Origin of the sequence: Kitasatospora sp. NPDC093679, assembly GCF_040683455.1 — a bacterium.
Classification (GTDB): Bacteria; Actinomycetota; Actinomycetes; order Streptomycetales; family Streptomycetaceae; genus Kitasatospora; species Kitasatospora arboriphila.
The window spans coordinates 117,993-141,324 of sequence record NZ_JBFBDW010000009.1 but is presented as its reverse complement, the minus strand read 5'-3'; the positions used below and the strand labels follow the sequence as shown (position 1 = coordinate 141,324).

17 protein-coding genes are annotated in these 23,332 nt (G+C 74.1%); 7 read left to right on the top strand and 10 right to left on the bottom strand.

The window, feature by feature from the left end:
- Positions 1–25 precede the first annotated feature (25 nt).
- Positions 26–1,174: an acyl-CoA dehydrogenase family protein gene (locus AB0O09_RS10705; RefSeq protein WP_363541169.1), complete on the bottom strand. Its 1,149-nt coding sequence runs from the start codon at positions 1,172–1,174 to the stop codon at positions 26–28.
- A 124-nt stretch (positions 1,175–1,298) separates the two neighbouring features.
- Between AB0O09_RS10705 and AB0O09_RS10700 the strand changes: the two genes are divergently transcribed.
- Together AB0O09_RS10700 and AB0O09_RS10695 are read left to right on the top strand one after the other, a co-directional pair.
- Positions 1,299–1,937 (top strand): TetR/AcrR family transcriptional regulator C-terminal domain-containing protein, encoded by a 639-nt coding sequence (locus AB0O09_RS10700; RefSeq protein ID WP_363541168.1) that lies wholly within the window; start codon positions 1,299–1,301, stop codon positions 1,935–1,937.
- 236 nt (positions 1,938–2,173) lie between these two features.
- Positions 2,174–3,376 (top strand): serine hydrolase domain-containing protein, encoded by a 1,203-nt coding sequence (locus tag AB0O09_RS10695; RefSeq protein ID WP_363541167.1) that lies wholly within the window; start codon positions 2,174–2,176, stop codon positions 3,374–3,376.
- On the opposite strand, the gene AB0O09_RS10690 is transcribed toward AB0O09_RS10695, so the two are convergent.
- The 8 genes from AB0O09_RS10690 to AB0O09_RS10655 all read right to left on the bottom strand — a co-directional run bounded on the left by AB0O09_RS10690 (position 3,357) and on the right by AB0O09_RS10655 (position 13,309).
- Positions 3,357–4,583, bottom strand: coding sequence for an aminoglycoside phosphotransferase family protein (locus AB0O09_RS10690; protein ID WP_363541166.1), 1,227 nt, complete (start codon positions 4,581–4,583; stop codon positions 3,357–3,359). The two genes, AB0O09_RS10695 and AB0O09_RS10690, sit on opposite strands and share 20 nt — an antisense overlap.
- Before the next feature lie 55 nt (positions 4,584–4,638).
- Entirely contained in the window at positions 4,639–5,847 is a 1,209-nt protein-coding gene (locus tag AB0O09_RS10685; RefSeq protein WP_363541165.1) for a nitric oxide synthase oxygenase, read from the bottom strand.
- A gap of 202 nt (positions 5,848–6,049) precedes the next feature.
- Positions 6,050–7,498: a sugar porter family MFS transporter gene (locus AB0O09_RS10680; RefSeq protein ID WP_363541164.1), complete on the bottom strand. Its 1,449-nt coding sequence runs from the start codon at positions 7,496–7,498 to the stop codon at positions 6,050–6,052.
- Positions 7,499–7,619: 121 nt separating this feature from the next.
- Positions 7,620–8,591 (bottom strand): L-histidine N(alpha)-methyltransferase, encoded by a 972-nt coding sequence (gene egtD, locus AB0O09_RS10675; protein ID WP_363541163.1) that lies wholly within the window; start codon positions 8,589–8,591, stop codon positions 7,620–7,622.
- Positions 8,588–9,436: an ergothioneine biosynthesis protein EgtC gene (gene egtC, locus AB0O09_RS10670; protein WP_363541162.1), complete on the bottom strand. Its 849-nt coding sequence runs from the start codon at positions 9,434–9,436 to the stop codon at positions 8,588–8,590. The genes egtD and egtC overlap by 4 nt, the downstream gene beginning before the upstream one ends.
- Entirely contained in the window at positions 9,436–10,767 is a 1,332-nt protein-coding gene (egtB, locus tag AB0O09_RS10665) for an ergothioneine biosynthesis protein EgtB (protein WP_363541161.1), read from the bottom strand. The genes egtC and egtB overlap by 1 nt, the downstream gene beginning before the upstream one ends.
- Positions 10,761–12,035, bottom strand: coding sequence for an ergothioneine biosynthesis glutamate--cysteine ligase EgtA (egtA, locus tag AB0O09_RS10660; RefSeq protein ID WP_363541160.1), 1,275 nt, complete (start codon positions 12,033–12,035; stop codon positions 10,761–10,763). Before egtA ends, egtB begins: the two co-directional genes overlap by 7 nt.
- Positions 12,036–12,178: 143 nt before the next feature.
- Positions 12,179–13,309, bottom strand: a complete 1,131-nt coding sequence (locus tag AB0O09_RS10655; protein WP_363541159.1) for an aminotransferase class I/II-fold pyridoxal phosphate-dependent enzyme — start codon at positions 13,307–13,309, stop codon at positions 12,179–12,181.
- Between the two features lie 369 nt (positions 13,310–13,678).
- Between AB0O09_RS10655 and AB0O09_RS10650 the strand changes: the two genes are divergently transcribed.
- Positions 13,679–15,904 (top strand): glycoside hydrolase family 6 protein, encoded by a 2,226-nt coding sequence (locus tag AB0O09_RS10650; protein ID WP_363541258.1) that lies wholly within the window; start codon positions 13,679–13,681, stop codon positions 15,902–15,904.
- A 109-nt stretch (positions 15,905–16,013) separates the two neighbouring features.
- On the opposite strand, the gene AB0O09_RS10645 is transcribed toward AB0O09_RS10650, so the two are convergent.
- Positions 16,014–17,795: a glycoside hydrolase family 15 protein gene (locus AB0O09_RS10645; RefSeq protein ID WP_363541158.1), complete on the bottom strand. Its 1,782-nt coding sequence runs from the start codon at positions 17,793–17,795 to the stop codon at positions 16,014–16,016.
- A gap of 163 nt (positions 17,796–17,958) precedes the next feature.
- Between AB0O09_RS10645 and AB0O09_RS10640 the strand changes: the two genes are divergently transcribed.
- From AB0O09_RS10640 to AB0O09_RS10625, 4 genes are all read left to right on the top strand, one after another.
- Complete coding sequence (locus AB0O09_RS10640) at positions 17,959–18,765, top strand: SAM-dependent methyltransferase (protein WP_363541157.1); 807 nt, start codon at positions 17,959–17,961, stop codon at positions 18,763–18,765.
- The gene (locus AB0O09_RS10635) at positions 18,762–20,888 is read left to right on the top strand and encodes an EAL domain-containing protein (protein ID WP_363541156.1); all 2,127 of its coding nucleotides are present in this window, start codon (positions 18,762–18,764) and stop codon (positions 20,886–20,888) included. The genes AB0O09_RS10640 and AB0O09_RS10635 overlap by 4 nt, the downstream gene beginning before the upstream one ends.
- A gap of 298 nt (positions 20,889–21,186) precedes the next feature.
- Positions 21,187–22,020, top strand: a complete 834-nt coding sequence (locus tag AB0O09_RS10630; RefSeq protein WP_363541155.1) for a glycosyltransferase family 2 protein — start codon at positions 21,187–21,189, stop codon at positions 22,018–22,020.
- A complete protein-coding gene (locus tag AB0O09_RS10625) occupies positions 22,020–23,330 on the top strand; it encodes a glycosyltransferase family 2 protein (RefSeq protein WP_363541154.1) in 1,311 nt (436 codons plus the stop codon). Before AB0O09_RS10630 ends, AB0O09_RS10625 begins: the two co-directional genes overlap by 1 nt.
- The last annotated feature ends 2 nt before the right edge of the window (positions 23,331–23,332 follow it).

The window sequence follows — 23,332 nt, the reverse complement described above, 5'->3', positions numbered from 1 at the left end:
CGTCGGGCTCCTGTTCTCGTGGGTTCTAGAACGCGTTGATGCCGGTCAGGGATCGCCCGATCAGCAGCTTGTGGATCTGGCTGGTGCCCTCGTAGAGGGTCATGACGCGCGCGTCGCGCAGGTACTTGCCGACGGGGTACTCGTCGATGAAGCCGTAGCCGCCGAACACCTGCAGGGCGTTGTTGGCGGCGCGCACCGCCGCCTCGCTGGCGTACAGCTTGGCGGTGGAGGACTCGGTGGCGAAGGGCAGGCCGCGCTCGATCAGGTCGGCGACCTTCCAGGTGAGCAGCCGGGACGCCTCGACGTCGACGGCGATGTCGGCGAGCAGCTCCTGCACCAGCTGGTGGGAGGCGATCGGCTTGCCGAACTGCTCGCGCTCGCCGGCGTACTTCACGGCGGCCTCCAGGCAGGCCCGGGCGATGCCGACGCAGCCGGCCGCGACCGACATCCGGCCCTTGGCGAGCGCGGACATCGCGACCCGGAAGCCCTGGCCCTCGGCGCCGAGCCGGGCGCTGTCGGGCACCCGGACGCCGTCGAGGACGAGCTCGGCGGTGGCCTGCCCGCGCAGCCCGAGCTTGCCGTGGATCGTGCGCCGCTCGAAGCCGGGCAGGCCGGTCTCCACCAGGAAGGCGGTGATGCCGCGGTGGCCCTCCTCACCGGTGCGGGCGAAGACCAGGGCGACCTCGGCCCAGGTGCCGTTGGTGATGAAGGTCTTGCCGCCGGTGATCAGCCAGTCGCCGCCGTCGCGGACGGCCCGGGTGGTCAGGTTCGCGGCGTCGGAGCCGGTGCCGGGCTCGGTGAGGGCGAAGCAGCCGAGCGCCTCGCCGGAGGTGAGCCGGGGCAGCCAGGACCGCTTCTGCTCCTCGGTGCCGTACCCGGCGATCGACTTGCCGACCAGGCCGAGCGAGACGGAGACGATGCCGCGCACCGCGGAGTCGCCGCGGCCGAGCTCCTCCAGCACCAGGCAGTACGCCAGGTGGTCGCCGCCGCTGCCGCCGTACTCCTCGGGGATCGTCAGACCGAGGAAACCGAGCTTGCCGAGCTTGCCGACGATGCCGCGGTCCACCGACTCGGCGCGGTCCCAGGCGGCCGCGTGCGGCACGATCTCGCGGTCGGTGAAGGCCGCGGCGAGGTCGCGGACGGCGGCCTGCTCCTCGGACAGCTCAAGATTCATGGCGGCGGACGCTCCATAAACTAGCAGTGCAAGTTTTAATGGGAGCGTAGCCCCACCGCGCCGCCCGCGGAAGGGTCGCCTGCAAGAATGTGCGACACCCCACCCGATCGGAGGCCGCGACCGCATGGCCCGCCCGCGCACCCCGCTGCTCAGCCGCGAGCGGATCGTCGCCGCCGCGCTCTCCCTGGTCGACGCCGACGGCCTGGACGCGCTCTCCACCCGCCGCCTCGCCACCGAGCTCTCGGTCAGCGGGCCCTCCCTCTACAACCACTTCGCCACCAAGGACGACCTCCTCGACGCCGTCGTCGACAGCGTGATGGGCGAGGTCGACCTGTCGATGTTCGACGCGCCGGAGGACTGGCGCACCGCCCTGCGCGACTGGGCCCGCAGCTACCGCGCCGCGCTCGCCGCCCACCCCAACGTCGTCCCCGTCCTCGCCCAGGGCCCCGGCCGCCGCCCCAACGCGCTGCGCCTCGCCGACGCCGTCTTCGGCTGCCTGGTCGACGCCGGCTGGCCGCGCGGCCAGGCCACCCGGATCGGCGCGCTGATGCGCTACTTCATCACCGGCTCCGCCCTCGGCTCCTTCGCCGGCGGCTTCCCCGAGGACGCCGCCGTCTACGCCGCCGACTACCCGCACCTCGGCGAGGCCCACCTGCTCGCCGAACACCGCCGCGCGATCGACGAGGGCGCCTTCGAAACCGGCCTCGCCGCCCTCCTCGACGGCCTCGCCCTGCGCCACCCCGCCGCCGACCCGAAGCCGTAGAGGGGCAACCACCCAGGGGCGCGTGGGGGCACCTCCCGGCCGAAGGCCGGGGAGAACTGCGCAGTCCGGGCTCGGTACTCCCGGCCGCTCCGGCTCGCCCGGGTCCGTACGGTGGCAGCCGTTCGAAGGGTTTCGTTCTCCCCTCCGGGTCACAGCCACCCGGGATGCGTTTGCCCGGTCGGACGGACGGTCATCACTGGCTGCTGTCCCCTCGGTCCGCCCACCCGGAGCCCACCGTGCAGCCACCGCCCCACCCGGCCCGAACCCGTCGCCGGCCCCTGCGCCCCGCCGCCGTCCTGGCCGCCGCCCCGGCCGCCGGCCAGGGCGGTGCCGGGCAGCAGGCCGGTCAGGGCGAGGGCGGCGGCCAGGACGGCGGCCGCCCGTCGCTCGATCGCGCACTGCGCGAGCTGGTTACCGCCCCCGGCGGCCCGCCCGGCGCCATCGCCGTCCTGCGGTACGGCGACCGCACCGAGGTCCACCGCGCGGGCACCGCCGAGGTCGGCACCGGCCGCCGGCCCCGCATCACCGACCACATGCGGATCGCCAGCGCCGCCAAGGCCTTCAGCGGCGCCGTCACCCTGCGGCTGGTGGACCGCGGCGCCCTCGGCCTGGACGACACCATCGGCGAACGGCTGCCCGACCTGCCCGCCGCCTGGCACGCGGTGACGCTGCGCCAGCTGCTCCAGCACACCAGCGGCCTGCCCGACTACAGCGACTCGGCCGCCTTCCGGGCCGTCATCACCGCCGATCCGCACCACGTCTTCGACCCGCACCACCTGCTGGACTACGTCTTCGACCAGCCGCTCGGCTTCGCCCCCGGCACCCGGTACCGGTACTCCAACTCGGACAACATCGCCGCCGCCCTGATGGCCGAGGCCGCGACCGGCCGCCCGTACGAGGAGCTCCTCGCCCGCCTGGTGAACCGCCCGCTCGGCCTGCGCGAGACGACCCTGCCGCGCGGCTACGAACTGCCCGAGCCCTACCTGCACGGCTACGACGTCGTCCCGCCCGGCCCGCCGGAGGACGTCTCGACGCTGTTCGGCGCCTCGGGCGCCTGGGCCTCGGGCGGCATCGTCTCCACCCCCGCCGACCTGTCCGCCTTCATCCGCGCCTACGGCGGCGACGGCTTCCTGAAGCCCTCGACCCGGCAGCAGCAGACGGACTGGGTGCCCGGCGCCTCCGAGCCCGCCGGGCCCGGCACCAACGCGGCCGGGCTCGCGCTCTTCCGCTACACCACCCGCTGCGGCGTCGTGTACGGCCACACCGGCAACACCGCCGGCTACACCCAGTTCGCCGCCGCCACCCCGGACGGCCGCCGCTCGGTGACGGTCTCCGTCACCGAGCAGATCAGCCGGAGCACCCGGCCCGCGCTGCTCGTGCAGCTGCGGGCGGTCGAGGAGGACTTCGTCTGCCGGCTGCTCAACGGCCCGGAACACTGAGGGCGTCGGCCGCCGCCAGTGCGGCCCGCACCTCGGAGGCCGGGTCGCCCTCGTGGTAGATCCGTTCACTGCGCTCGATCCCGTCCAGGAACTCCTGGTAGCGGACGGCGTAGCCGAGGTGCACCAGCGGGGCCGCGAGCTCCAGCGCCCGCAGCGGGTCCGAGCCGGGGGCCGCCGCCGACCAGGCGGCGGCCCAGACGGACCGGACGTCCGCCCAGCGCTGCTCGCCCAGGAAGTCCTGCGGCCGCAGCCCGTCGAAGGCCGGATGCCCGAAGAAGGCGTCCGAGAAGTCGACCAGCACCGTGGCGCTGCCGTCCGAGCGGTAGTTGCCCGGGTGGAAGTCGCCGTGCACCAGGGTGAGCGGCAGCCCGCAGGCGTCCAACGCGTCGATCACCGCGGGCAGGCCGTCCAGCAGTGCCCCGGCCCGCCCGTGCTCCTCGGCCGACAGGTCGTCCAGCCGGGGCAGCAGCTCCCTGGCCTGCTCCAGCACCCGCCGCGGCGAGCGGTCGCGCAGCCCGTGCGCCGCCGGGTCGGCGGCCAGTGCCGCGGCCAGCCCGGCCTGGACGGCGACGGTGCGCCCGACCGCGTCCAGCATGGCGTCCTCGGGCAGCCCCCAGCAGTCCTCGCCCGGCACGTGCTCCAGCAGCAGCCGGCCGGGCGCCGCGGCGATCACGCCGGGCACCAGGGCCGGGTCGAGCGAGGCGACCAGGGCGATCGGCCGGTGCTCGTCGGTGCCGAACGGCGGCGTGGTCTTCAGCCAGGCCGGCCCGTCCGCCGTGGGGATGCGGACCAGACCCGAGAGGTTCCAGCTCTTCACCTGCTCGGCGGGGCCGGTCGCCGGGCGGCCGCACGCACGGAGCGCCTCCTCGGCCCAGTCCAGGGCGGCCCGCAGGCCCTCCGCGGTGGCCCAGACGGCCCGCAGCGGGTCCTCCTCCAGCCGGACGGATCCCTCGTCGAGCACGGCCTCCGGCCGGCGCAGCGCCTCCGCGTGGTACACCACGTGCCCGCCGCGTCCGGCCTCCCCGCCCGCCACGGACACCAGGCGCAGCACCAGCACCGGCACCCCGAGCCGCTGTTCCAGCCCCCGCGCGACCGGCCCGACCTCCTGCCACCGCGGATGGTCCACCGGGAACGGCCCGACCTCCCCCAGCGTCTCGCCCTCGAAGGTCACCACTGCCGTCACACTGCGCTGCACACTCTGTTCCACCCGCGCATTGTGACCACCCGTCAGCACTCCGGCCAGCGATTTTCCCCGCCGCCGCTCAGGGCGCCCCCGCGTCGCCGGGCAGGAAGGCCGGCCGCAGGTCCGGGTCCACCGGGTCGTAGTACCGGTGGTACACCGGCGTCAGCCCGCCCGAGACCGGCGGCACGATCCAGCTCCAGTCCGCCGGTGTGGGCCGCCCGTGCCGCCGTTCCCGCGCGACGTGCGCGAGGAAGCGCGCCGACTCCGTGTGGTGGTCCGCCATGGTGACCCCGGCCCGCTCGTAGGAGTGCAGCACCGCCACGTTCAGTTCGACGAGCGCCCGGTCGCGCCACAGGCTCCGCTCCGACCCGGTGTCGAGGCCGAGCCGCCGGGCCACCTCGCCGAGCATGTCGTACCGGTCGGCGTCGGCCAGGTTCCGGGCGCCGATCTCCGTCCCCATGTACCAGCCGTTGAACGGGGCCGCCGGGTAGCGGACGCCGCCGATCTCCAGGGTCATGTCGCTGATCGCCGGCACGGCGTACCACCGCAGGCCGAGCCCGGCGAACCACGCGTGGTCGGGATGCCGCAGCGGCACCTCCAGCACCGCGTCGTCCGGCAGCTCGTACCAGCGCGGCTCCTCGCCGGGCCGGTGCCGGATCATCAGCGGCAGCACGTCGAACCGGTCCTCGCCGCTCTTCCAGCCGAGCCCGCGGGCGAGTGCGGCGAGTGCGGCACCGGCCGGGTCGCCGGTCCAGCCGCCCTCCCCGTCGGGGTGACCGGCGTAGCGGACGAGCTGCTGGTTGAGGATGCGCGGGGCGGGCCGCCCCGGCCGGTCCGGGGCGAAGACGGAGACCACCGGGCGGATCCGGCCGCCGTTGGTGGCCGTCCGCAGGTGCTCGAAGCACTCCTCGGCCATCGCGTCCGGGGTGTCGACGTGCCGCAGGTCGCGGACGACGAGGCTGCGCCAGTAGAGGCGGCCGATGCAGCGGGCGGCGTTGCGCCAGGCCAGCCGGGCGCCGAAGGCGAGTTCCTCGGCGGTGTGCCGGTAGCCGCCGGTCCGTTCGATCTCGGCGAGCACCTGGCGGACCCGCGGGGCGGGGTCGCCGGTGCCCGGCTGCTCCCGGTGGAACTGGCGGACGAAGGCGACGGCCTCGCCCGCGAGCGCCCCGGTCGGCGACGGTGCGGCCGCGGCCGGCGGGGCCGGCGGCTGGGGCGCGTGCTGGTGGGCGTAGGGGCAGGCCGCGGCGGGTCTGCGGGTGGCGCGAATCCGGCGGAAGATCAAGGACACATCCCTCCCTGGCGTCATGGGTACCGGATGTGCCGGGCCGGGCGCGGAGAGTGCGCGATTGTGCCGCGTCCCGCCGCGGCGGCCGCTAAGGTGCCCCGCCCCGCCCCGCCCCCGCCCCCGGCCCCGCCTCCGTCCGGCGCGGCCGGCCGGACACGGCGGAGGGGCGCCCGCACCCCGCGGACGCCCCTCGACTCCCGGAGGATCAGCCCATGTCCTCCAGGCGGATCCCCTTGGTCTCCTTCATGAAGCGGGCCACGAAGACCATCGAGCCGAGCGCGAAGGCCGCGTACAGGGCGTAGGTGGCCGAGAGGTTCCACCGGGACATCGCCGGGAACGACACGGTGATCGCCCAGTTGGCCAGCCACTGTGCGGAGGCCGCGACCGACAGGGCGGCGGCACGGATCCGGTTGGGGAACATCTCGCCGAGCATCACCCAGACGACGACGCCCCAGGAGAGCGCGAAGAACAGCACGAACAGGTTGGCCGAGACCAGCGCCACCGTGCCCTGCAGGTCGGGCAGGGTGACGTCGTCGCCGGTGCCGGTGGCGGAGGAGAACGCCCAGGCGGCGGCGCCGAGGGTGACGGCCATGCCGGCCGAGCCGATCAGCGCGAGCGGCTTGCGGCCGATCCGGTCGACGAGCAGGACGGCGATCACGGTACCGGCGATGTTGATCACCGAGCCGATGAAGCTGATCATCAGCGAGTTGCTCTGGTCGATGCCGACGGACTGCCAGAGGATCGACGAGTAGTAGAAGATCACGTTGATGCCGACGAGCTGCTGGAAGACCGAGAGGCCGATGCCGACCCAGACGATCGGCAGCAGCCCGGCCCGGCCGCCGAGCAGGTCGCGGAAGCGCGGCCGGTGGTCGGAGGCGATCAGGCCGCGGATCTCGGCGATCCGGGCTTCGGTGTCCGTCCCCTCGCCCTCGACCTCGCGGAGCACGGAGCGGGCCTCGTCCAGCCGCCCGGCGGAGATCAGGAAGCGCGGGGACTCCGGGATCATCGCCGACATCACGAAGTACAGCACCGCCGGCAGCACGCAGATGCCGAGCATCCACTGCCAGGCCTCCAGGCCGAGCAGGCTGCCCCGGGTGTCGCCGTCCGCGGCCTCGGCGAGCAGCCAGTTCACCAGCTGGGAGACGGCGATGCCGAGCACGATGGCGGCCTGCTGGAAGGAGGCGAGCCGGCCGCGGTAGCGGGTCGGGGCGACCTCGGCGATGTAGGTCGGGGCGATCACCGAGGCGATGCCGATCGCGGCGCCGCCGAGGACGCGCCAGGCGGCGAGGTCCCAGGCGGAGAAGGGCAGCATCGAGCCGACGGCGCTGAGCGCGAACAGCACGGCGGCGGCCTTCATCACCCGGATCCGGCCGTAGCGGTCGGCGAACCGGCCGGCCAGGGCGGCGCCCACCGCGGAGCCGAGCAGCGCCGAGGAGACGATCAGCCCGGTGACGCCGTCCCCGATCCCGAACCGGGCCTGGATGCCGGAGACGGCGCCGTTGATCACCGAGCTGTCGTAGCCGAACAGGAAGCCGCCGAGCGCGGCCGCCGCCGTGATGAAGACCACGAAGCCGAGTCGGTCCGGCGACTGCGCGCGGGCCGCTACGGGCTGTTGGGTGACGCTCACGATCACTGACTCCTGTGTACTCGACATTGAGAGAGGCGTCAGGATCGTACCCCCGGCCCGTTCATCACATGTACGCACTATCCGGTCATTGGGGCAAACCATTCCGGACGAGCGTTCAAGAGCTGAATAGTATGAGGATTCAGCTGACTCAGACGGGCTCCGAGAGGGACAGCCCGAACCGGCCCTCGGCGTCCGTCCACCAGTGGGTCAGCCGCAGGCCGGCCGCCGCCAGCTCCCGGGCCACCCGCTCCCGCCGGAACTTCGCCGAGACCTCGGTGCGCAGCTCCTCGCCCTCGTCGAAGTGCACCGGCAGGTCCAGCGCCGGGATCTTCACCGTCTGGTCGCGGACGGAGCGCAGCCGCATCTCGATCCACTCCTGCTCGGCGTCCCAGAACGCCACGTGCTCGAAGGCGTCCGGGTCGAAGTCGGCGTCCAGCTCCCGGTCGAGCACGTTCAGCACGTTCTTGTTGAACTCGGCCGTGACCCCGGCCGCGTCGTCGTACGCGGCGACCAGCACCGCCGGGTCCTTCACCAGGTCGGTACCGAGCAGCAGCGCGTCGCCCGGCTCCATGGCCGCCCGCAGGGTGCGCAGGAAGCCGGCCCGCTCGGCGGGCACGAAGTTGCCGAGCGTGCCGCCGAGGAAGGCCACCAGTCTCGGCCCGCCGCCGGGCGGCAGCCCGAGCCCCTGGGTGAAGTCGGACAGCACCGCGTGCACGTCGGTGCCCGGGTAGTCGGCGATCAGCGCCTTGCCCGCGGCCTCCAGCGCGCTCTCGCTGACGTCGACCGGCACGTACCCCCGCAGGCTGCCGATCCCGTTCAGCGCGTCCAGCAGCAGCCGGGTCTTCTCCGAGGAGCCCGACCCGAGCTCCACCAGGGTGCGGGCCCGGGTGAGCGCGGCGATCTCGCCGGCCCGGTCGGTCAGGATCTCCCGCTCGGCCCGGGTCGGGTAGTACTCGGGCAGCCGGGTGATCTCCTCGAAGAGCTCGCTGCCCCGCGCGTCGTAGAACCACTTCGGCGGCAGCCACTTGGGACTCGCGGTCAGGCCCCGCTGCACGTCGTGCCGTAGCGCGTGGCTGAAGTGGTCGGCGGGCAGCAGGCGGGTCAGGTCGAAGGTGCTCACGGCGAGTCGTCCTCTCGCATCGGGCGGCCGGCCGCGGGTGCGGGCCGGTCGCTCTCCTCCTCGGTGCGCCCCGGTCGGGCGGACTCCTGTGCGGCGGGCGCCGGTTCGGCGCGGTCGATGGGGTGCAGCGCCACGCCCGCCGGTCCGGCGAGCAGCAGCGTGCGGTCGGGGACCTCGGTCCAGCCGGGTCCGTCGTCGTACGGCTCCGAGGCGACCACCACGCCCGGGCCGGAGCGGTGGAACAGCGTGTCGCCCCAGGCCGTCGCGGCGATCGAGGTCCCGTCGGTGACGAGCAGGTTGAGCCTGGCGTCGCCGTACTTGGCGGCCTCCCGGACGGTGTCGGCCAGCGCCTCGCCCAGCTCGGCGCCGGTGCGCAGCCGGGCCAGCAGCAGCGCCCACAGCAGGGCCGAGTCGCTGCGCGCCTCCAGCGCCATCAGATCGGCCGGCGGCAGGGTGGCGGCGAGCGGGCCGTACCGCTCCGGCCAGCCGGGCAGGGCGCCGTTGTGGCTGAACAGCAGCCGCCCGGCGGCGAACGGCGCGGCGGCGGCCTCGCCGGGCGCGCAGCCGGCGGTGGCCGAGCGGACGGCGGCCAGCAGGGCCCGGGTGCGCACCACCCGGGCGAGGTCGGCGAGGTTCTCGTCCGCCCAGATCGGCCCGGTCCGGCGGTAGCGGGCGGGCCGCTCGTCGCCCGACGCGTACCAGCCGATCCCGAAGCCGTCGGCGTTCACCGTGCCGTACCGCTGCCGCCGGGGCGCCCAGGACTGCCGGACGAGCCCGTACGGCGGGTCGAACAGCAACGCGCCGAGCGGCAGTTCACCGCCGAGGTAGGCGAGGTGGCGACACATCAGGCGCCCTCCGTGCCGCCGGCGGAGCGGGCGGTGCGGAACCCGGCGAAGATCTGCCGCCGGACCGGGTAGTCCCAGTTGCGGAAGGTCCCGCGGCAGGCGACCGGCGCCACCGCGAAGGAGCCGCCGCGCAGCACCTTGTACTCCGGGCCGAAGAACACCTCGGAGTACTCCTTGTACGGCCACGGGGCGAAGCCCGGGTAGGGCAGGAAGTCGCTGGCCGTCCACTCCCAGACGTCGCCGATCAGCTGCCGGGCGCCGCAGGGGGCGGTGCCCTCCGGGTAGCTGCCGGCCGGGGCGGGCTGCAGGTGCCGCTGGCCGAGGTTGGCGTGCTCGGCGGCGGGCGGTCCGTCCCCCCACGGGTAGCGCCGGGAGCGGCCGGAGGCCGGGTCGAAGCGGGCGGCCTTCTCCCACTCGGCCTCGGTGGGCAGCCGCCGCCCGGCCCAGCGGGCGTACGCGTCGGCCTCGTACCAGCTCACGTGCAGCACCGGCTCGTCCGGCGGGACGGGTTCGACGGTGCCGAACCGGCGGCGCAGCCACTGGCCGCCGTCCCGGCTCCAGAAGAGCGGGGCGGTCAGGCCGGCCTGCATCCGGTGCTCCCAGCCGGCCGGTGTCCACCAGCGCGGCTCCCGGTAGCCGCCGTCCTCGACGAAGGCCAGGTAGGCGGCGTTGGTGACGGGCGCGGTGTCCAGCCAGTACGCGGGCAGGTCCACCCGGTGCGCGGGCCGCTCGTTGTCCAGTGCCCACGGCTCGGTGTCGGTGCCCATGGTGAACGGGCCCGCGGGGACGAGGACTTCGGCGGGCAGCCGGTCGGCCGGGGCGGCCGGCGGGGGAGGGGCGGCCAGCACGGCGGCGCCTTGCCGCAGCTGATGGGTGATCAGCATGGTCTCGTCGTGCTGCTGCTCGTGCTGGGCGATCATGCCGAAGGCGAAGCCGGCGTCCAGCAGCGGCGCGCCCTCCAGCGGGCTGGCCTCCAGCAGGTCGAGGACCCTGCCGCGGACCTCGTGCGCGTAGCGCCGGGCCTCCTCGGGCGGCAGCAGCGGCAGGCTCGGCCGCTCGGCCCGCGGGTGCTCGAAGGCGTCGTAGAGCGGGTCGATCTCGGGATGCATCGGGTCGTGGCCGCCGACGTTGCGCAGCAGCCACAGCTCCTCCTGGTTGCCGATGTGCGCGAGGTCCCAGACCAGCGGCGACATCAGCGGGGAGTGCTGGGCGGTGAGGTCGTGGTCGTCCACGCAGCCGGTGAGCCCGGCGGTGCGGTCGCGGGCGGCCAGCAGCTCGGCGGCGATCGCCTCGCGGAGCGTCGCCGGGTCGGTGCGGTCGGCGTTCAGCACGGTGCGTCCTCCTCGACGGCGGGGCGGCGGCCCGCGCGCACGGCGTCCAGCTGGTCGTCGGCCGGGCAGCGGCCCCGGGCGGGGTAGCGGTCGGCGTACTCGGCCAGGGCGCGGCGCAGCCCGGCGGTGTCGGGCCGGCGGGCGAGCGCCCGTTCGGCGGCGGCGAAGCAGGTGAGCGCGGCCTGCCGCAGTTCGGGGTCGGTGGTGGCGAGCGCGGCGGCCCGCCGCCAGAGGCTGCAGCGCGGGGGCGGCAGCGCCCGGTCGTGGCCGAGCGGCTCCAGCGCGGCGAGCGCGGCGTCGGTCGCCTCCGGGTCGTCGAGCAGCGCGGTGACCAGGGCGAGCGGCACGAGCCAGCCGTCGCCGGGCTGGGCGTCGATCATGCGCAGTTCCAGGTGGCCGCGCGGCCGGACGGGCGGGAAGAGCGTGGTGCGGTGGTACTCGAGGTCGGCGAGGGTCGCGGGCCGCTCGCCGGCGCCGCGCAGCCACTGCCGGAAGGTGAGGCCGGGCGGCGCCGTCCAGGGCCGGCCCTCGGGCCGCCGCACGCACAGCACCTCGGCGTCCAGCACGTACCGGGCCCAGGCCTCGCGCGGGTCGCCGTCGGGCGGCGGCGCGAGGGTGCGGGTCGGGTCCATCCGGGACCACACCACCTGGCGGCTGGACCGGAATCCGGTCGGCCGGCCGTCCAGCAGCGGGGAGTTGGCGAACGCGGCGACCAGCACCGGGCCGAGCCGGTGGACGAGCCGCCAGCGGCGGGCCACGGCGGCCTCGGTGCCGGCGTCCACGCAGACCTGGACGGAGGCGGTGCCGGTCATCATGATCCGGCCCCAGGGCCCGGCGCGGTCGAAGAAGGTCTGCATCGCCCGGTAGCGGGGGTGTTCGGCCTGCATCCGGCGGGTCCGGCCGAGCGGGTCGGTGCCGCTGCCGGTGAGCCGCAGACCCTGCCCGGCGAGTGCGGTGCGCAGGGCGGCCTGGTCGCGCAGCAGGTCGGCGGCGCAGGCGGCGGGGGAGTCGGCGGGCCGGGAGCTGAGCTCGACCTGGCCGCCGGGTTCGCGGGTGAAGCGGGAGCCCGCCGGGAAGAGCGGGCCGTCGTGGTCCTCGGGCAGGGCCGCCAGGGCGGCCGCGGTGCGGGCGGGGTGGACCGGCTGCTCGGGACATCGGCTGTCGTGGACGAACCACTCGGCCTCCACCCCGACCAGGGCGGGTGGCCCGATCTTGAAGCAGATTCCGGCCAGATGGGTCTCGGCGGACGCCTCGGTCAGCGGCGTCACGCTGGGTGTCTGATCGATTCCTTCGGTGCTGCGCTGCGGACGGACGGGTATCACCGGACTCACCATCCCTCGGTACGCGGTTGCGGCCCGGTATTTCCTGCTCAGTCTGCTACGCGGCAAACATCGCCGCCGCTCAACGCAGGTCAGGCGCATGCCAGCCGGTGCAGCGCGCGCTCCAGTACCGGCAGCGGCAGGGCGTAGTTGAGCCGGAGCAGCCCCGGCCGGGACGCTCCGAAGTCCGCCCCGTCCGCCAGTTCGACGTCACGCTCCGTCATCGCCTGCTCTCTCGCCCGTTCGGGTGGCAGACCGAGGGCGGCCCCGTCCAGCCACAGCAGGTACGAGGCCTGGGGGCGGGCGAGCACGGCCGGGCCGAGCGCCGCCAGGGCGAGGCCCCGGGCGGCGACGAGGTGCCGCAGCAGCCCGTCCAGCCAGTCGCCGCCCTCGGCCAGGGCGGCGCGCTGGACGATCTGCTCCAGCAGTCCGCCCTCCCACACCCCGAGGGCGGCGGCCCGGTCGCGGACCCGGTCGCGCAGGCCGGGATCCGGCACCAGCAGCCAACAGCTGGGGATGCCCGAGGTGTTGAAGGTCTTGCCGACCGATCCCACGGTTACCGTGTGCCGGGCCGCGGCCGGATCGGCGACGGCCACCGCGACGGGGTGGGGCAGGCCGTGGTCGGGGTGGACGAGGTCGCCGTGCACCTCGTCCGAGACCAGCAGGCCGCCCTCGGCGGCGGCGAGGGCGGCCAGCGCGCCCACCTCGGCGGCCGTGCGCAGCCGCCCGGTCGGGTTGTGCGGACTGCTGACCAGCAGCACCCCGGGGCGCTGCGCGGCGAAGCGGTCGACGGGCAGCCCGGACGGGTCGTCGGCGCGGCCGGACGGGACGGCGGCGAAGGGCAGCCCGGCCGCCGCGCAGAGCCCGGCGAAGCCGCCCCACTCCGGCGCCGCCGCGACGGCGGTGCGGCCGCGGACGAGCGGCGCGGCGGCGTCCAGCAGCAGCCGCATCGCGGTGCGCGGACCGCAGGGCAGGCAGAGCACCCACGCCGGGTCGACGGCCGCGCCGTGCCGCCGGCGGTACCAGTCGGCGACCAGGCGCGGGCCGTCCGGATCGGCCACGGTGTAGCCGAACGCCGGGTGGCGGGCCCGCTCCGCCAGGGCGGCGCCGATCGCGGCGGGGCCGGGGAGGTCCATGTCGGCGAGGCCGAGGGCGATCCGGCCCCGGCCGGCCCGGGCCCACTTGCTGCTGCCCGTCCCGCTGCGGTCGAAGGACTCCGTCACCGCCGCTCCTTCCGTCCGGTCGCCGGGCGGCGACCGCCGTCTCCACGCTACGGGTGCGGCGGGCGACCGTGCAGCATGCCCAAAAGGGGAGCGCTCCCACGGGAGTTCAGGTTTCGCATCGCCAACTCCGTCCGATGCCTTGACGGGGCATGGCCTTCGTGGCTTGATATCCCATGAGCTCAGGGCCTGGCCCTGAAGGGCGGGTTGAGAAGATCCGCCGCTCCGGCGACTCGTCGACCAAGCTCCGACTGTTCCATCGACGTATCGTCGATCCCCAGTAAATGGGAGCGCTCCCACCCGCGACTCCCTCCGATGCACGTCAGGGTCCCTCCCCCACCCGAAAGGACTCCGTAAGTGCCTTCCCCCATCATGCGGCGTCTGCGCACGTCGGCAGCGGCCGCGGCGCTGGGCGTCGCAGCCGTGCTGCCGCTCGCGACGGCCGTCCAGCCCGCAGCCGCGGCCGAGGCCAAGCTCGACAACCCGTATGCCGGCGCCAAGGTCTACGTGAACCCGGACTGGTCCGCCAAGGCCGCCGCCGAGCCCGGCGGTTCCGCGGTCGCCAACCAGCCGACCTTCGTCTGGATGGACCGGATCGCCGCGATCAGCGGCTCCTCCGCCGCCAAGGGCCTGCGCGCCCACCTGGACACCGCCCTCGCCCAGGGCGCCAACCTGGTGCAGATCGTCATCTACGACCTGCCCGGCCGCGACTGCTCCGCCCTCGCCTCCAACGGCGAGCTCGGCGCCACCGAGATCGGCCGCTACAAGACCGAGTACATCGACCCGATCGCCGCGATCATGTCGGACTCCAAGTACGCGGGCCTGCGGATCGTCAACGTCATCGAGCCCGACTCGCTGCCGAACCTGGTCACCAACGCCGGCGGCACCGCCGGTTCGACCGACGCCTGCGCCACCATGAAGGCGAACGGCAACTACGAGGCCGGCGTCGGCTACGCCCTGCACACCCTGGGCGCCATTCCGAACGTCTACAACTACATCGACGCCGCGCACCACGGCTGGCTCGGCTGGGACTCCAACATGGGCCCCGCCGCCACCGAGTTCAAGAAGGCCGCCACCACCGGCGGCGCCACCGTCAACGACGTGGCCGGCTTCATCGTCAACACCGCCAACTACAGCGCGCTGACCGAGCCGAACTTCAAGGTCACCGACTCGGTGAACGGCACCACCGTGCGCCAGTCCAAGTGGGTCGACTGGAACTACTACGTCGACGAGCTGTCCTTCGCCCAGGCGCTGCGCACCAAGCTGGTCGGCGAGGGCTTCAACAGCAGCATCGGCATGCTGATCGACACCTCCCGCAACGGCTGGGGCGGCACCGCCCGTCCGGCCGGCCCGGGCCCGCTGACCTCCGTCGACGACTACGTCAACGGCGGCCGGGTCGACCGCCGTATCCACGCCGGCAACTGGTGCAACCAGAGCGGTGCCGGCCTCGGCGAGCGCCCGACCGCCGCGCCCGCCACGGGCATCGACGCCTACGTGTGGGCCAAGCCCCCGGGTGAGTCCGACGGCGCGAGCCAGGTGATCCAGAACGACGAGGGCAAGGGCTTCGACCGGATGTGCGACCCGACCTACACGGGCAACGGTCGCAACGGCAACAGCATGTCCGGCGCCCTGCCGAACTCGCCGCTCGCCGGCGCCTGGTTCTCCGCGCAGTTCCAGCAGCTGCTGGCCAACGCCTACCCGCCGGTCGGCGGCACCACCACCGACACCCAGGCGCCGACCGCCCCGACCGGTCTGACCTCGCCGGCGAAGACCTCCGGCAGCGTCTCGCTGTCCTGGACGGCCTCCACCGACAACGTGGGCGTCACCGGCTACGACGTGTACCGGGGCAGCACGCTGGTCGGCTCGTCCGCGACCACCTCGTTCACCGACACCGGTCTGACCGCCTCCACGGCGTACAGCTACACGGTCAAGGCGAAGGACGCGGCCGGCAACGTCTCGGCGGCCTCCACGGCGCTCTCCGTCACCACCTCGGCCGGCGGCACCACCGACACCCAGGCGCCGACCGCCCCGACCGGTCTGACCTCGCCGGCGAAGACCTCCGGCAGCGTCTCGCTGTCCTGGACGGCCTCCACCGACAACGTCGGTGTCACCGGCTACGACGTGTACCGGGGCAGCACGCTGGTCGGCTCGTCCGCGACCACCTCGTTCACCGACACCGGTCTGACCGCCTCCACGGCGTACAGCTACACGGTCAAGGCGAAGGACGCGGCCGGCAACGTCTCGGCGGCCTCCACGGCGCTCTCCGTCACCACCTCCGGCACCGGCAACGGTTCCGGCTGCACCGCCACCTACAAGGTGAGCAGCGACTGGGGCGCCGGCTTCAACGCCGACGTCACCGTCACCAACAACGGCACCACGGCGATCAACGGCTGGAAGGTCACCTGGACCTACGGCGGCCAGCAGAAGATCTCCAACCTCTGGAACGGCAGCTACACCCAGACCGGCCAGACGGTGACCGTCACCAACGCGGCGTACAACGGCGCGATCGGGGCAGGCGGCTCGGCGGGCTTCGGCTTCGGGGCCACCAACTCGGGCGGCAGCAACGCCGTCCCGACGCTGACCTGCACGGCGCTGTGACCCGCACCGCGACCTGATCGCGGACCCCGGGCGGCCGATCCCACGGCCGTGGGATCGGCCGCCCTCCCGCATGCGGGGGCAACCCCAGGGCGGCGGAGAACCCCTGGGGTCACCCCTGCCCGGAATGCCCGGCAGCGAGTTCGAAGGCGGAGTTGACCAGGGCCACGTGGCTGAACGCCTGTGGCATGTTGCCGAGTTGGCGTCCGGAGTGCGGGTCCCACTCCTCGGCCAGCAGTCCGACGTCGTTGCCGAGCGAGACCAGCCGGACGAACAGGTCGCGGGCCTCGCCGGTCCGCCCGATCGCGCCGAGGGCGTCCGCGAGCCAGAACGAACAGGCCAGGAAGGCGCCTTCGTTGCCGGGGAGGCCGTCCGCGGGGGAGCCCGCCGAGTAGCGCCGGATCAGCCCGCCGTGGTCCAGCCCGGTGCGGACGGCGTCCACCGTGCGCACCACCCGCGGGTCGTCCGGCGGCAGGAAGCCGCTCTTCACGACGAAGAGCGTGGCGGCGTCCAGGTCCCGTCCGCCGTAGTCCTGGACGAACAGGCCGCGGCGGCGGTCCACGCCGTTCTCGCAGACGTCCGCGTGCACCGCGTCCCGCATCTCCCGCCAGCGGTCCACCGGGGCGGGCAGGCCGGTGAGTTCGGCCATCTTGAGGGCGCGGTCGGCGGCGACCCAGGCCATCACCTTGGAGTGCACGAAGTGCCGCCGGGTGCCGCGCACCTCCCACAGGCCCTCGTCGGGTTCCGTCCAGTGCTTCTCCAGGTAGGCCATGAGCGTCCGCAGCAGGCTCCAGACCTGGCGTTCCATCGGGATCCCGGCCTGCAGGGCGAGGTGCATGGTGTCCACCACCTCGCCGTAGACGTCGAGTTGGAGCTGGCGGACGGCGACGTTGCCGAACCGGACGGGGGTGGAGCCGTCGTAGCCGGGCAGCCAGTCGGCCTCGATCTCGGGCAGCCCGCGTTCGCCCGCGACGCCGTAGACGGCCTGCAGGTCGCCGGGGTCGCCGGCGATCGCCCGCAGCAGCCACTTGCGCCAGGCGGCCGCCTCCTCGCGGAAGCCGCCGCGCAGCAGCGCGGAGAGGGTGAGGCTGGAGTCGCGCAGCCAGCAGAAGCGGTAGTCCCAGTTGCGTTCGCCGCCGAGCACCTCGGGCAGTGAGGCGGTGGGGGCGGCGACGATCCCGCCGGTGGGCTCGTAGGCGAGCGCCTTGAGGGTGATCAGCGAGCGCAGCACGGCGCGGTGCCACTCGCCGTCGTAGTGGCATTCGGACGCCCAGCGCTCCCAGCCGTCGAGGGTGCCGGCCAGGGCCCGCGCGGAGTCGGCCCGGGGCGGGGCGTGCAGGTGGGAGGGCTGCCAGGTGAGCACGAAGGGCACCTGGTCGCCCGCGGAGACGGTGAAGTCGGAGGCGGTCGTGCCGTCCTCGCCGTAGGTGTGCACCCCGGTCGGCACCCGCAGCCAGGCGGAGTCCGGGCCGGCGACGGCGACCCGGTGGTGCTCGGTGCGGCGGACCCAGGGGTGGACCCGGCCGTAGTTGAACCGCAGCCGCAGCTCGCCGCGCATCGGGACGGTGCCGGAGACGCCCTCGACGATCCGCACCAGTTGGGGGACGCGGTCGCGCTGCGGCATGAAGTCGATGATCCGGACGGTGCCGTCGGGGGTGGCCCAGAGGGACTCCAGGACGAGGCTGTCACCGAGGTAGCGCCGCCGGGTGCACTCGCCGCCGGTGGCGGGTGCGATCCGCCACGCGCCGTGCCGGCGGTCGCCGAGCAGTCCGGCGAAGCAGCTGGGGGAGTCGAAGCGAGGCAGGCAGAGCCAATCGACCGAACCGTCCTTGCCCACCAGGGCGGCGGTCTGGAGGTCACCGATGAGGGCGTAGTCCTCGATGCGTCCGGCCATCGTGACCATTCTCCGCCGAAGGCGTCAGGAACCGCACGGCGTAAGGAATCCGGGGCCGGCAGGGGTGGAGCCGGGAACTCCCGTTCCGCTTGCAAGGAAGATCAGATCATAGGAAAATCGTGTCGAGTTGTTGGCTTTTTCCTGAACCGGAGGGGGTGCCGTCATGCGGCAACCGAACTGGGTGCCCGCCGGAACAGACCTCGAGAAGCCCAACGCGGCCCGCATGTACGACTACTACCTCGGCGGCTCGCACAACTTCGAGGCAGACCGGCAGATGGCCCGCAAGGCGGTGGAGCTCTGGCCGGAGCTCCCGCGGATCATGCGGGCCAACCGGGCGTTCCTGCGGCGGGCCGTCCAGTACCTCGCCGAGTCCGGCATCACCCGGTTCCTGGACATCGGCTCCGGGATCCCCACCTTCGGCCCCGTCCACGAGGCCGCCCGCCGGACGGCCCCCGACGCCCGCGTGGTGTACGTCGACAACGACCCGGTCGCCGTGGCGCACAGCCGTCTGCTGCTGGAGGACGACCCGCTCAGCAGCGTCGTCCAGGCCGACCTGCGCCACGTCGACGACCTCCTCGCCCGTCCCGAGGTGAGCAGCCTGCTCGCGGCGGGCGAGCCGGTCGCGGTGCTGCTCGTCGCGGTGCTGCACTTCGTGCCGGAGTCCGACGACCCGCACAAGCTGGTCGCCGCGCTGCGCGACGCGCTGCCGCCCGGCAGCGCCCTGGTGCTCTCGCACGCCTCGCTGGAGGGCCGTCCCGACCAGGCCGGCTCCCACCAGGACCTGTACCGGAAGACCCCGACCCCGCTCACCATGCGCAGCCGGGAGGCCATCGAGGCCTTCTTCGACGGCTTCGAGCTGGTCGAGCCCGGGGTGGTCTACCTCCCCGAATGGCGTCCGGACGATCCGCAGGAGGTCGGCCCGCATCCGGAGCGGATGACGGGCGTGGCCGGCGTCGGACGACTCCCGTGAGCGGCGGGCTGCCGGTGGGGGCCGGCAGCACGGAGGGCCTGCGCGAGGAGTGGGCCCGGCTGCTCGGCGGCAACCACGGCGGAGCGGTCCACCCGCGGGTCGTCGACAGCCTGGTCGACCGCACCGCCGAGCTGCTCGACCGGGCCCGCCGTGCCCGGCCCTTCGACCCCGTGCCCGCCCGGCAGGCCGGCGCGCTGCTGGTCGACGCGCACTTCACCGACCCGGAGGTGCTGGCCCGGGCGGTCGAGATCCTGCACCGGCAGCCCGCCGCCGACGGCGTCGGCCCGATGCTCTCCGGCGCCTTCGCGGCCGGCTGGGCCGCGGCCCTGCGCGAGCGGACGCTGCGCGAGCAGGAGGCGATCCGGCTGGCCGCGGACACCGCCCGGCACGGCGTGGAGCGCGCCCTGCGCGAGTCCGAGGCCCGCTTCCGGGCGCTGTTCGAGAGCGCGGCGATCGGCATCGGCATCGGGGACGTCGAGGGCAACATCCTGGCCGTGAACAAGGCCATCGGGGAGATCTTCGGGGTCGGCACGGAGGACATGGCGGGCCGCCGGGTCGGCGACCTCGTCCACCCCGAGGACACCCCGGGCGTGTGGGAGGCCTACGGCGACCTCATCAGCGGCAAGCGAGAGTACTTCCAGGTCGACAAGCCGTACTACCGGCGCGACGGCGAGGTGGTCTGGACGCACCTGACCGTCTCGCTGATCCGCGACGCGGACGGCGTGCCCAAGTACCAGGTCGCCATGCTGGAGGACATCACCGACCGTTACCGCCTGCAGGAGCGGCTGCGCCACCAGGCCACCCACGACCCGCTCACCGGCCTGCCCAACCGGGCCGCCTTCTTCGAGCGGCTGGAGCGGCTCTTCGAGGAGCCGGAGCCGGGCGCCCGGTTCGGTCTGTGCTACGTCGACCTCGACGGCTTCAAGGTGGTCAACGACAGCCTCGGCCACGACATGGGCGACCAGCTGCTGACGGCGGTCGCCAGTCGGCTGGACGCCGCGCTCACCCCGCTCGGCCACATGGTGGCCCGGCTCGGCGGCGACGAGTTCGTGGTGCTGCTGGAGAACTGCCGGGGCGAGCAGGAGGCGGTGGCCGCGGCCAAGACGGTGCTCGCCGCGCTGGCCAAGCCGGTGATCGTGGGCGACCACAAGCTCGCCGTCGGCGCGAGCGTCGGCGTCCTCGAACGCCGGGTCGCCACCACCACCCCGGGCGCCGCGGTACGGGCCGCGGACCTGACGCTCTATCGGGCCAAGGAGGCCGGCCGCGGCCGCTGGACGCTCTTCGACCCCAAGGAGAACGCCCGCGCGGTCAGCCGGTACGCGGTGTCCGTGCGGATGCCGTCCGCGCTGGACCGCGGCGAGTTCTTCATCGACTACCAGCCCCTGGTCAACCTCGCCGACGGGTCGCTCGCCGCGGTCGAGGCGCTGGTGCGGTGGCGTCACCCGCAGCTCGGCGTGCTCGGGCCCGAGGAGTTCGTCGGCACCGCCGAGGAGACCGGTCTGATCATGCCGCTCGGGCGGTGGGTGCTGGAGCAGGCCTGCGGCCAGGCGGCCGACTGGGTGCGCCGGTTCGGCGACCGGGCGCCGCAGTTGAACGTCAACCTGGCGGTCCGTCAGGCCCGCAACGCCGGGCTGGTCGCCGACCTCGACCGTATCCTGCGCACGAGCGGTCTGCAGCCCGGCAAGCTGCAGCTGGAGATCACCGAGTCCACCGTGGTCGGCCCCGAGGACGAGGCGCTCAAGTCGCTGCACGGCCTGGTCGACCTCGGCGTCTCGCTGGCCGTGGACGACTTCGGCACCGGCTGGTCGAACCTCGCCTACCTGCGCGACCTGCCGGTCTCCGGGCTGAAGATCGCCGGCTCCTTCGTCGGCGACCTGCACGACCCGGCCAAGGACACCCACCTCGGCTGGCGGATCGTCAGCGGACTCGTCTCGCTCGCGCACACCCTCGGGCTGACCGTCACCGCCGAGGGCGTGGAGAACCGCGCCGACGCCGAGCGGTTGCGGCTGATGGGCTGCGACTGGGCGCAGGGGTGGCACTTCGGCCGTCCCGTCCGTCCCGGCGAGATCGCCCGCCGGATCGCCGAGGCCAACCTGTCGGAGACGGTCGACCTCGCCGAGTGAGGGGCCGTCGACCGCCCGTCGACAATTCGGGCAATTCAGATAAACCCCCCCAAAGCCCTTGACTCGGCGTGACCGCCGTGAGGATGATGGCTCCAACCGGTACCGCTACGGCGGGACGCCAGGTACCGGCCGTCACCGTCGGCGCCGCGTGCGCCCGAGACGACCGACGCATTCCGAGGGCAGGGCCCGGGGGGCTCACCGAGGCCGCGGGGGACGCAGCCCGAGCGTCGTTGATCCGTCTCCACCCCGTTTCCGCGGGCACCCCTGTGCCCTGCCGCCTCCCGAGAGGCCGCTCGCGATGAGCACCACTGCGTCTTCCGACCCGCACCAGCCGTACCCGATGCACAACGGCCGGCCCATGCGCCGAGCCACCGACAGGGCGGAGGGTGCACCGCAGCCCATGCGCCGGGCCGGGGACCTCGCCCCCCGGCACACCGTCAGCCTGGTCGTGCCGGCCCACAACGAGGCCCGCAACATCCCCTGGGTGTTCGAGCAGATCCCCCGATGCGTGGACGAGGTCATCCTGGTCGACGGCTCCTCCAGCGACGCCACCCTCGCCATGGCGCGGCACTGCCTGCCGACCGTGCGCAACGTCCAGCAGACGGGCCCGGGCAAGGGGAACGCCCTGCGCACCGGATTCGCCGCCGCCACCGGCGAGTACATCGTCATGATGGACGCCGACGGCTCGATGTGGCCCGGCGAGATCCCGCACTACCTGCACTTCCTCGACAACGGGTACGACTTCGTCAAGGGCTCGCGCTGCATCGCCGGCGGCGGATCGCTCGACCTCACCCGCATCCGCGCCCTCGGGAACCGCGCCCTGATCGCCGTGGTCAACCGGCTGTACCACACGGTGCTGACCGACCTCTGCTACGGCTACTGCGCGTTCAACCGCAACTTCCTCGACGAACTCCGGCTGCGTTCGTCCGGCTTCGAGATCGAGGCCGAGATGATCGCGCACGCCCTCCGCTCGGGTCTGCGCATCGCCGAGGTCCCGAGCCTCGAACTTCCCCGCCGCAGCGGTCGCTCGCACCTCCACGCCGTCTCCGACGGCCGCAGGGTGCTGCGGACGCTGATCGCCGAGCGTCCCGGAGCCAGGTCCGCGGCGCCCGTTGCCGTGGGGGAGCGATGATGAATGGCTACGACCGGCGCACCCCGGCAGCCTGCCCGCGCCCAGCCGCACGAGAATCGCTCTACACCCCCGTCCGGGTGGTCGAGCTGGACCTGGACGAGCCCGGGCGGCTGCATGCGCCCGGCGGTCTCGGCCCCGTCGACCCGGAGGGCCGCGTGTTGGCGTTGGTGCGGCTGCACGGACACCCGCTGGGGTTGGTCGAGGCCACAGGCACGGCAGGCGATCCCGCCACGCTGCGCCGGGCGCTGGTCGAAGCCGCTCACCGGGAACTGCGCGTTCCCTCCCTGTCCACCGCGACACCCGCGGCGCGTCCCCGCCGGACCGGGCCGCCGCGGGTGCCCGCGGACTCGCCGACCGTCACCGTGGTGGTCTGCACCCGCAACCGGCCGGCCACGCTGCGGCGCTGCCTCGACTCGCTGCTGCGCACCGACTACCCGTACATCGACGTCGTCGTGGTGGACAACGCCCCGGACGGCACCGACACCCGGGACATGGTGCTGGAGCACTACAGCGACCGGGTCCGCTACCTGAGCGAACCGGTCCAGGGCTCGGCCCGTGCACGGAACACCGGTCTCGCGGCGGCCCGCGGCGAGGTCTGCGCCTTCGCCGACGACGACCTCGTCGTGGACCGCCGCTGGGTCGCCGCCCTCGTTGAGGCGTTCCAGGGCGACGAGCGGATCGGCTGCGTCACCGGCCTGGTGCTGCCCGCCGAGCTCGACACCGCCGCCCAGGCCGCGCTGGAGAGCTACGGCGGCTACTCCCGCGGCTTCGCGGCCCGCAGCTGGTCGCTGCGCGACGCGAACGCCGACCCCCTGCAGCGCTTCTCCGTCGGCCGCTTCGGCTCCGGCGCCAACATGGCCTTCCGGACGGAGGTGCTCCGTGCCGTCGGCGGCTTCGACCCGGCCACCGGCGCGGGCACGCCGGCCCGCGGCGGCGAAGAGCTCTACGCCTTCTTCTCCGTCTACAACGGCGGCCACGACATCGCCTACCAGCCGGAGGCGATCGTCTGGCACAGCCACCCGCGCACCGACGAGGCCCTGGCCCGGCAGATCTTCAACTTCGGGGTCGGCTTCGGGGCCTACCTGACCGCCGCCGTCGCGCACCGGCCCGAGGTGCTCGGCGACCTGCTCCGCAGGCTCCCCCGGGGCCTGTGGCAGTGGCAGGCCGTCCACCGCCGGCGGGCGACCGAGAACCACGGCCCCGAGCCGGTGCCCGGCCTCGGGCGGCGCGAGCTGCAGGGCCTGGTGTACGGCCCCCTCGGCTACCTCTGCAGTGTCTGGCACCAGCGCGGTGCACGGATCGGAGAGTGATC

What these genes read in the sequence shown, in the direction of transcription:
- AB0O09_RS10625 (WP_363541154.1), top strand. Translation starts at nt 22,020, where the DNA reads ATGAATGGCTACGACCGGCGCACCCCGGCAGCCTGCCCGCGCCCAGCC.
- egtC (WP_363541162.1), bottom strand. Translation starts at nt 9,436, where the DNA reads ATGTGTCGCCACCTCGCCTACCTCGGCGGTGAACTGCCGCTCGGCGCG.
- AB0O09_RS10650 (WP_363541258.1), top strand. Translation starts at nt 13,679, where the DNA reads ATGCGGCGTCTGCGCACGTCGGCAGCGGCCGCGGCGCTGGGCGTCGCA.
- AB0O09_RS10645 (WP_363541158.1), bottom strand. Translation starts at nt 17,795, where the DNA reads ATGGCCGGACGCATCGAGGACTACGCCCTCATCGGTGACCTCCAGACC.
- AB0O09_RS10640 (WP_363541157.1), top strand. Translation starts at nt 17,959, where the DNA reads ATGCGGCAACCGAACTGGGTGCCCGCCGGAACAGACCTCGAGAAGCCC.
- AB0O09_RS10630 (WP_363541155.1), top strand. Translation starts at nt 21,187, where the DNA reads ATGAGCACCACTGCGTCTTCCGACCCGCACCAGCCGTACCCGATGCAC.
- AB0O09_RS10705 (WP_363541169.1), bottom strand. Translation starts at nt 1,174, where the DNA reads ATGAATCTTGAGCTGTCCGAGGAGCAGGCCGCCGTCCGCGACCTCGCC.
- AB0O09_RS10680 (WP_363541164.1), bottom strand. Translation starts at nt 7,498, where the DNA reads ATGTCGAGTACACAGGAGTCAGTGATCGTGAGCGTCACCCAACAGCCC.
- AB0O09_RS10700 (WP_363541168.1), top strand. Translation starts at nt 1,299, where the DNA reads ATGGCCCGCCCGCGCACCCCGCTGCTCAGCCGCGAGCGGATCGTCGCC.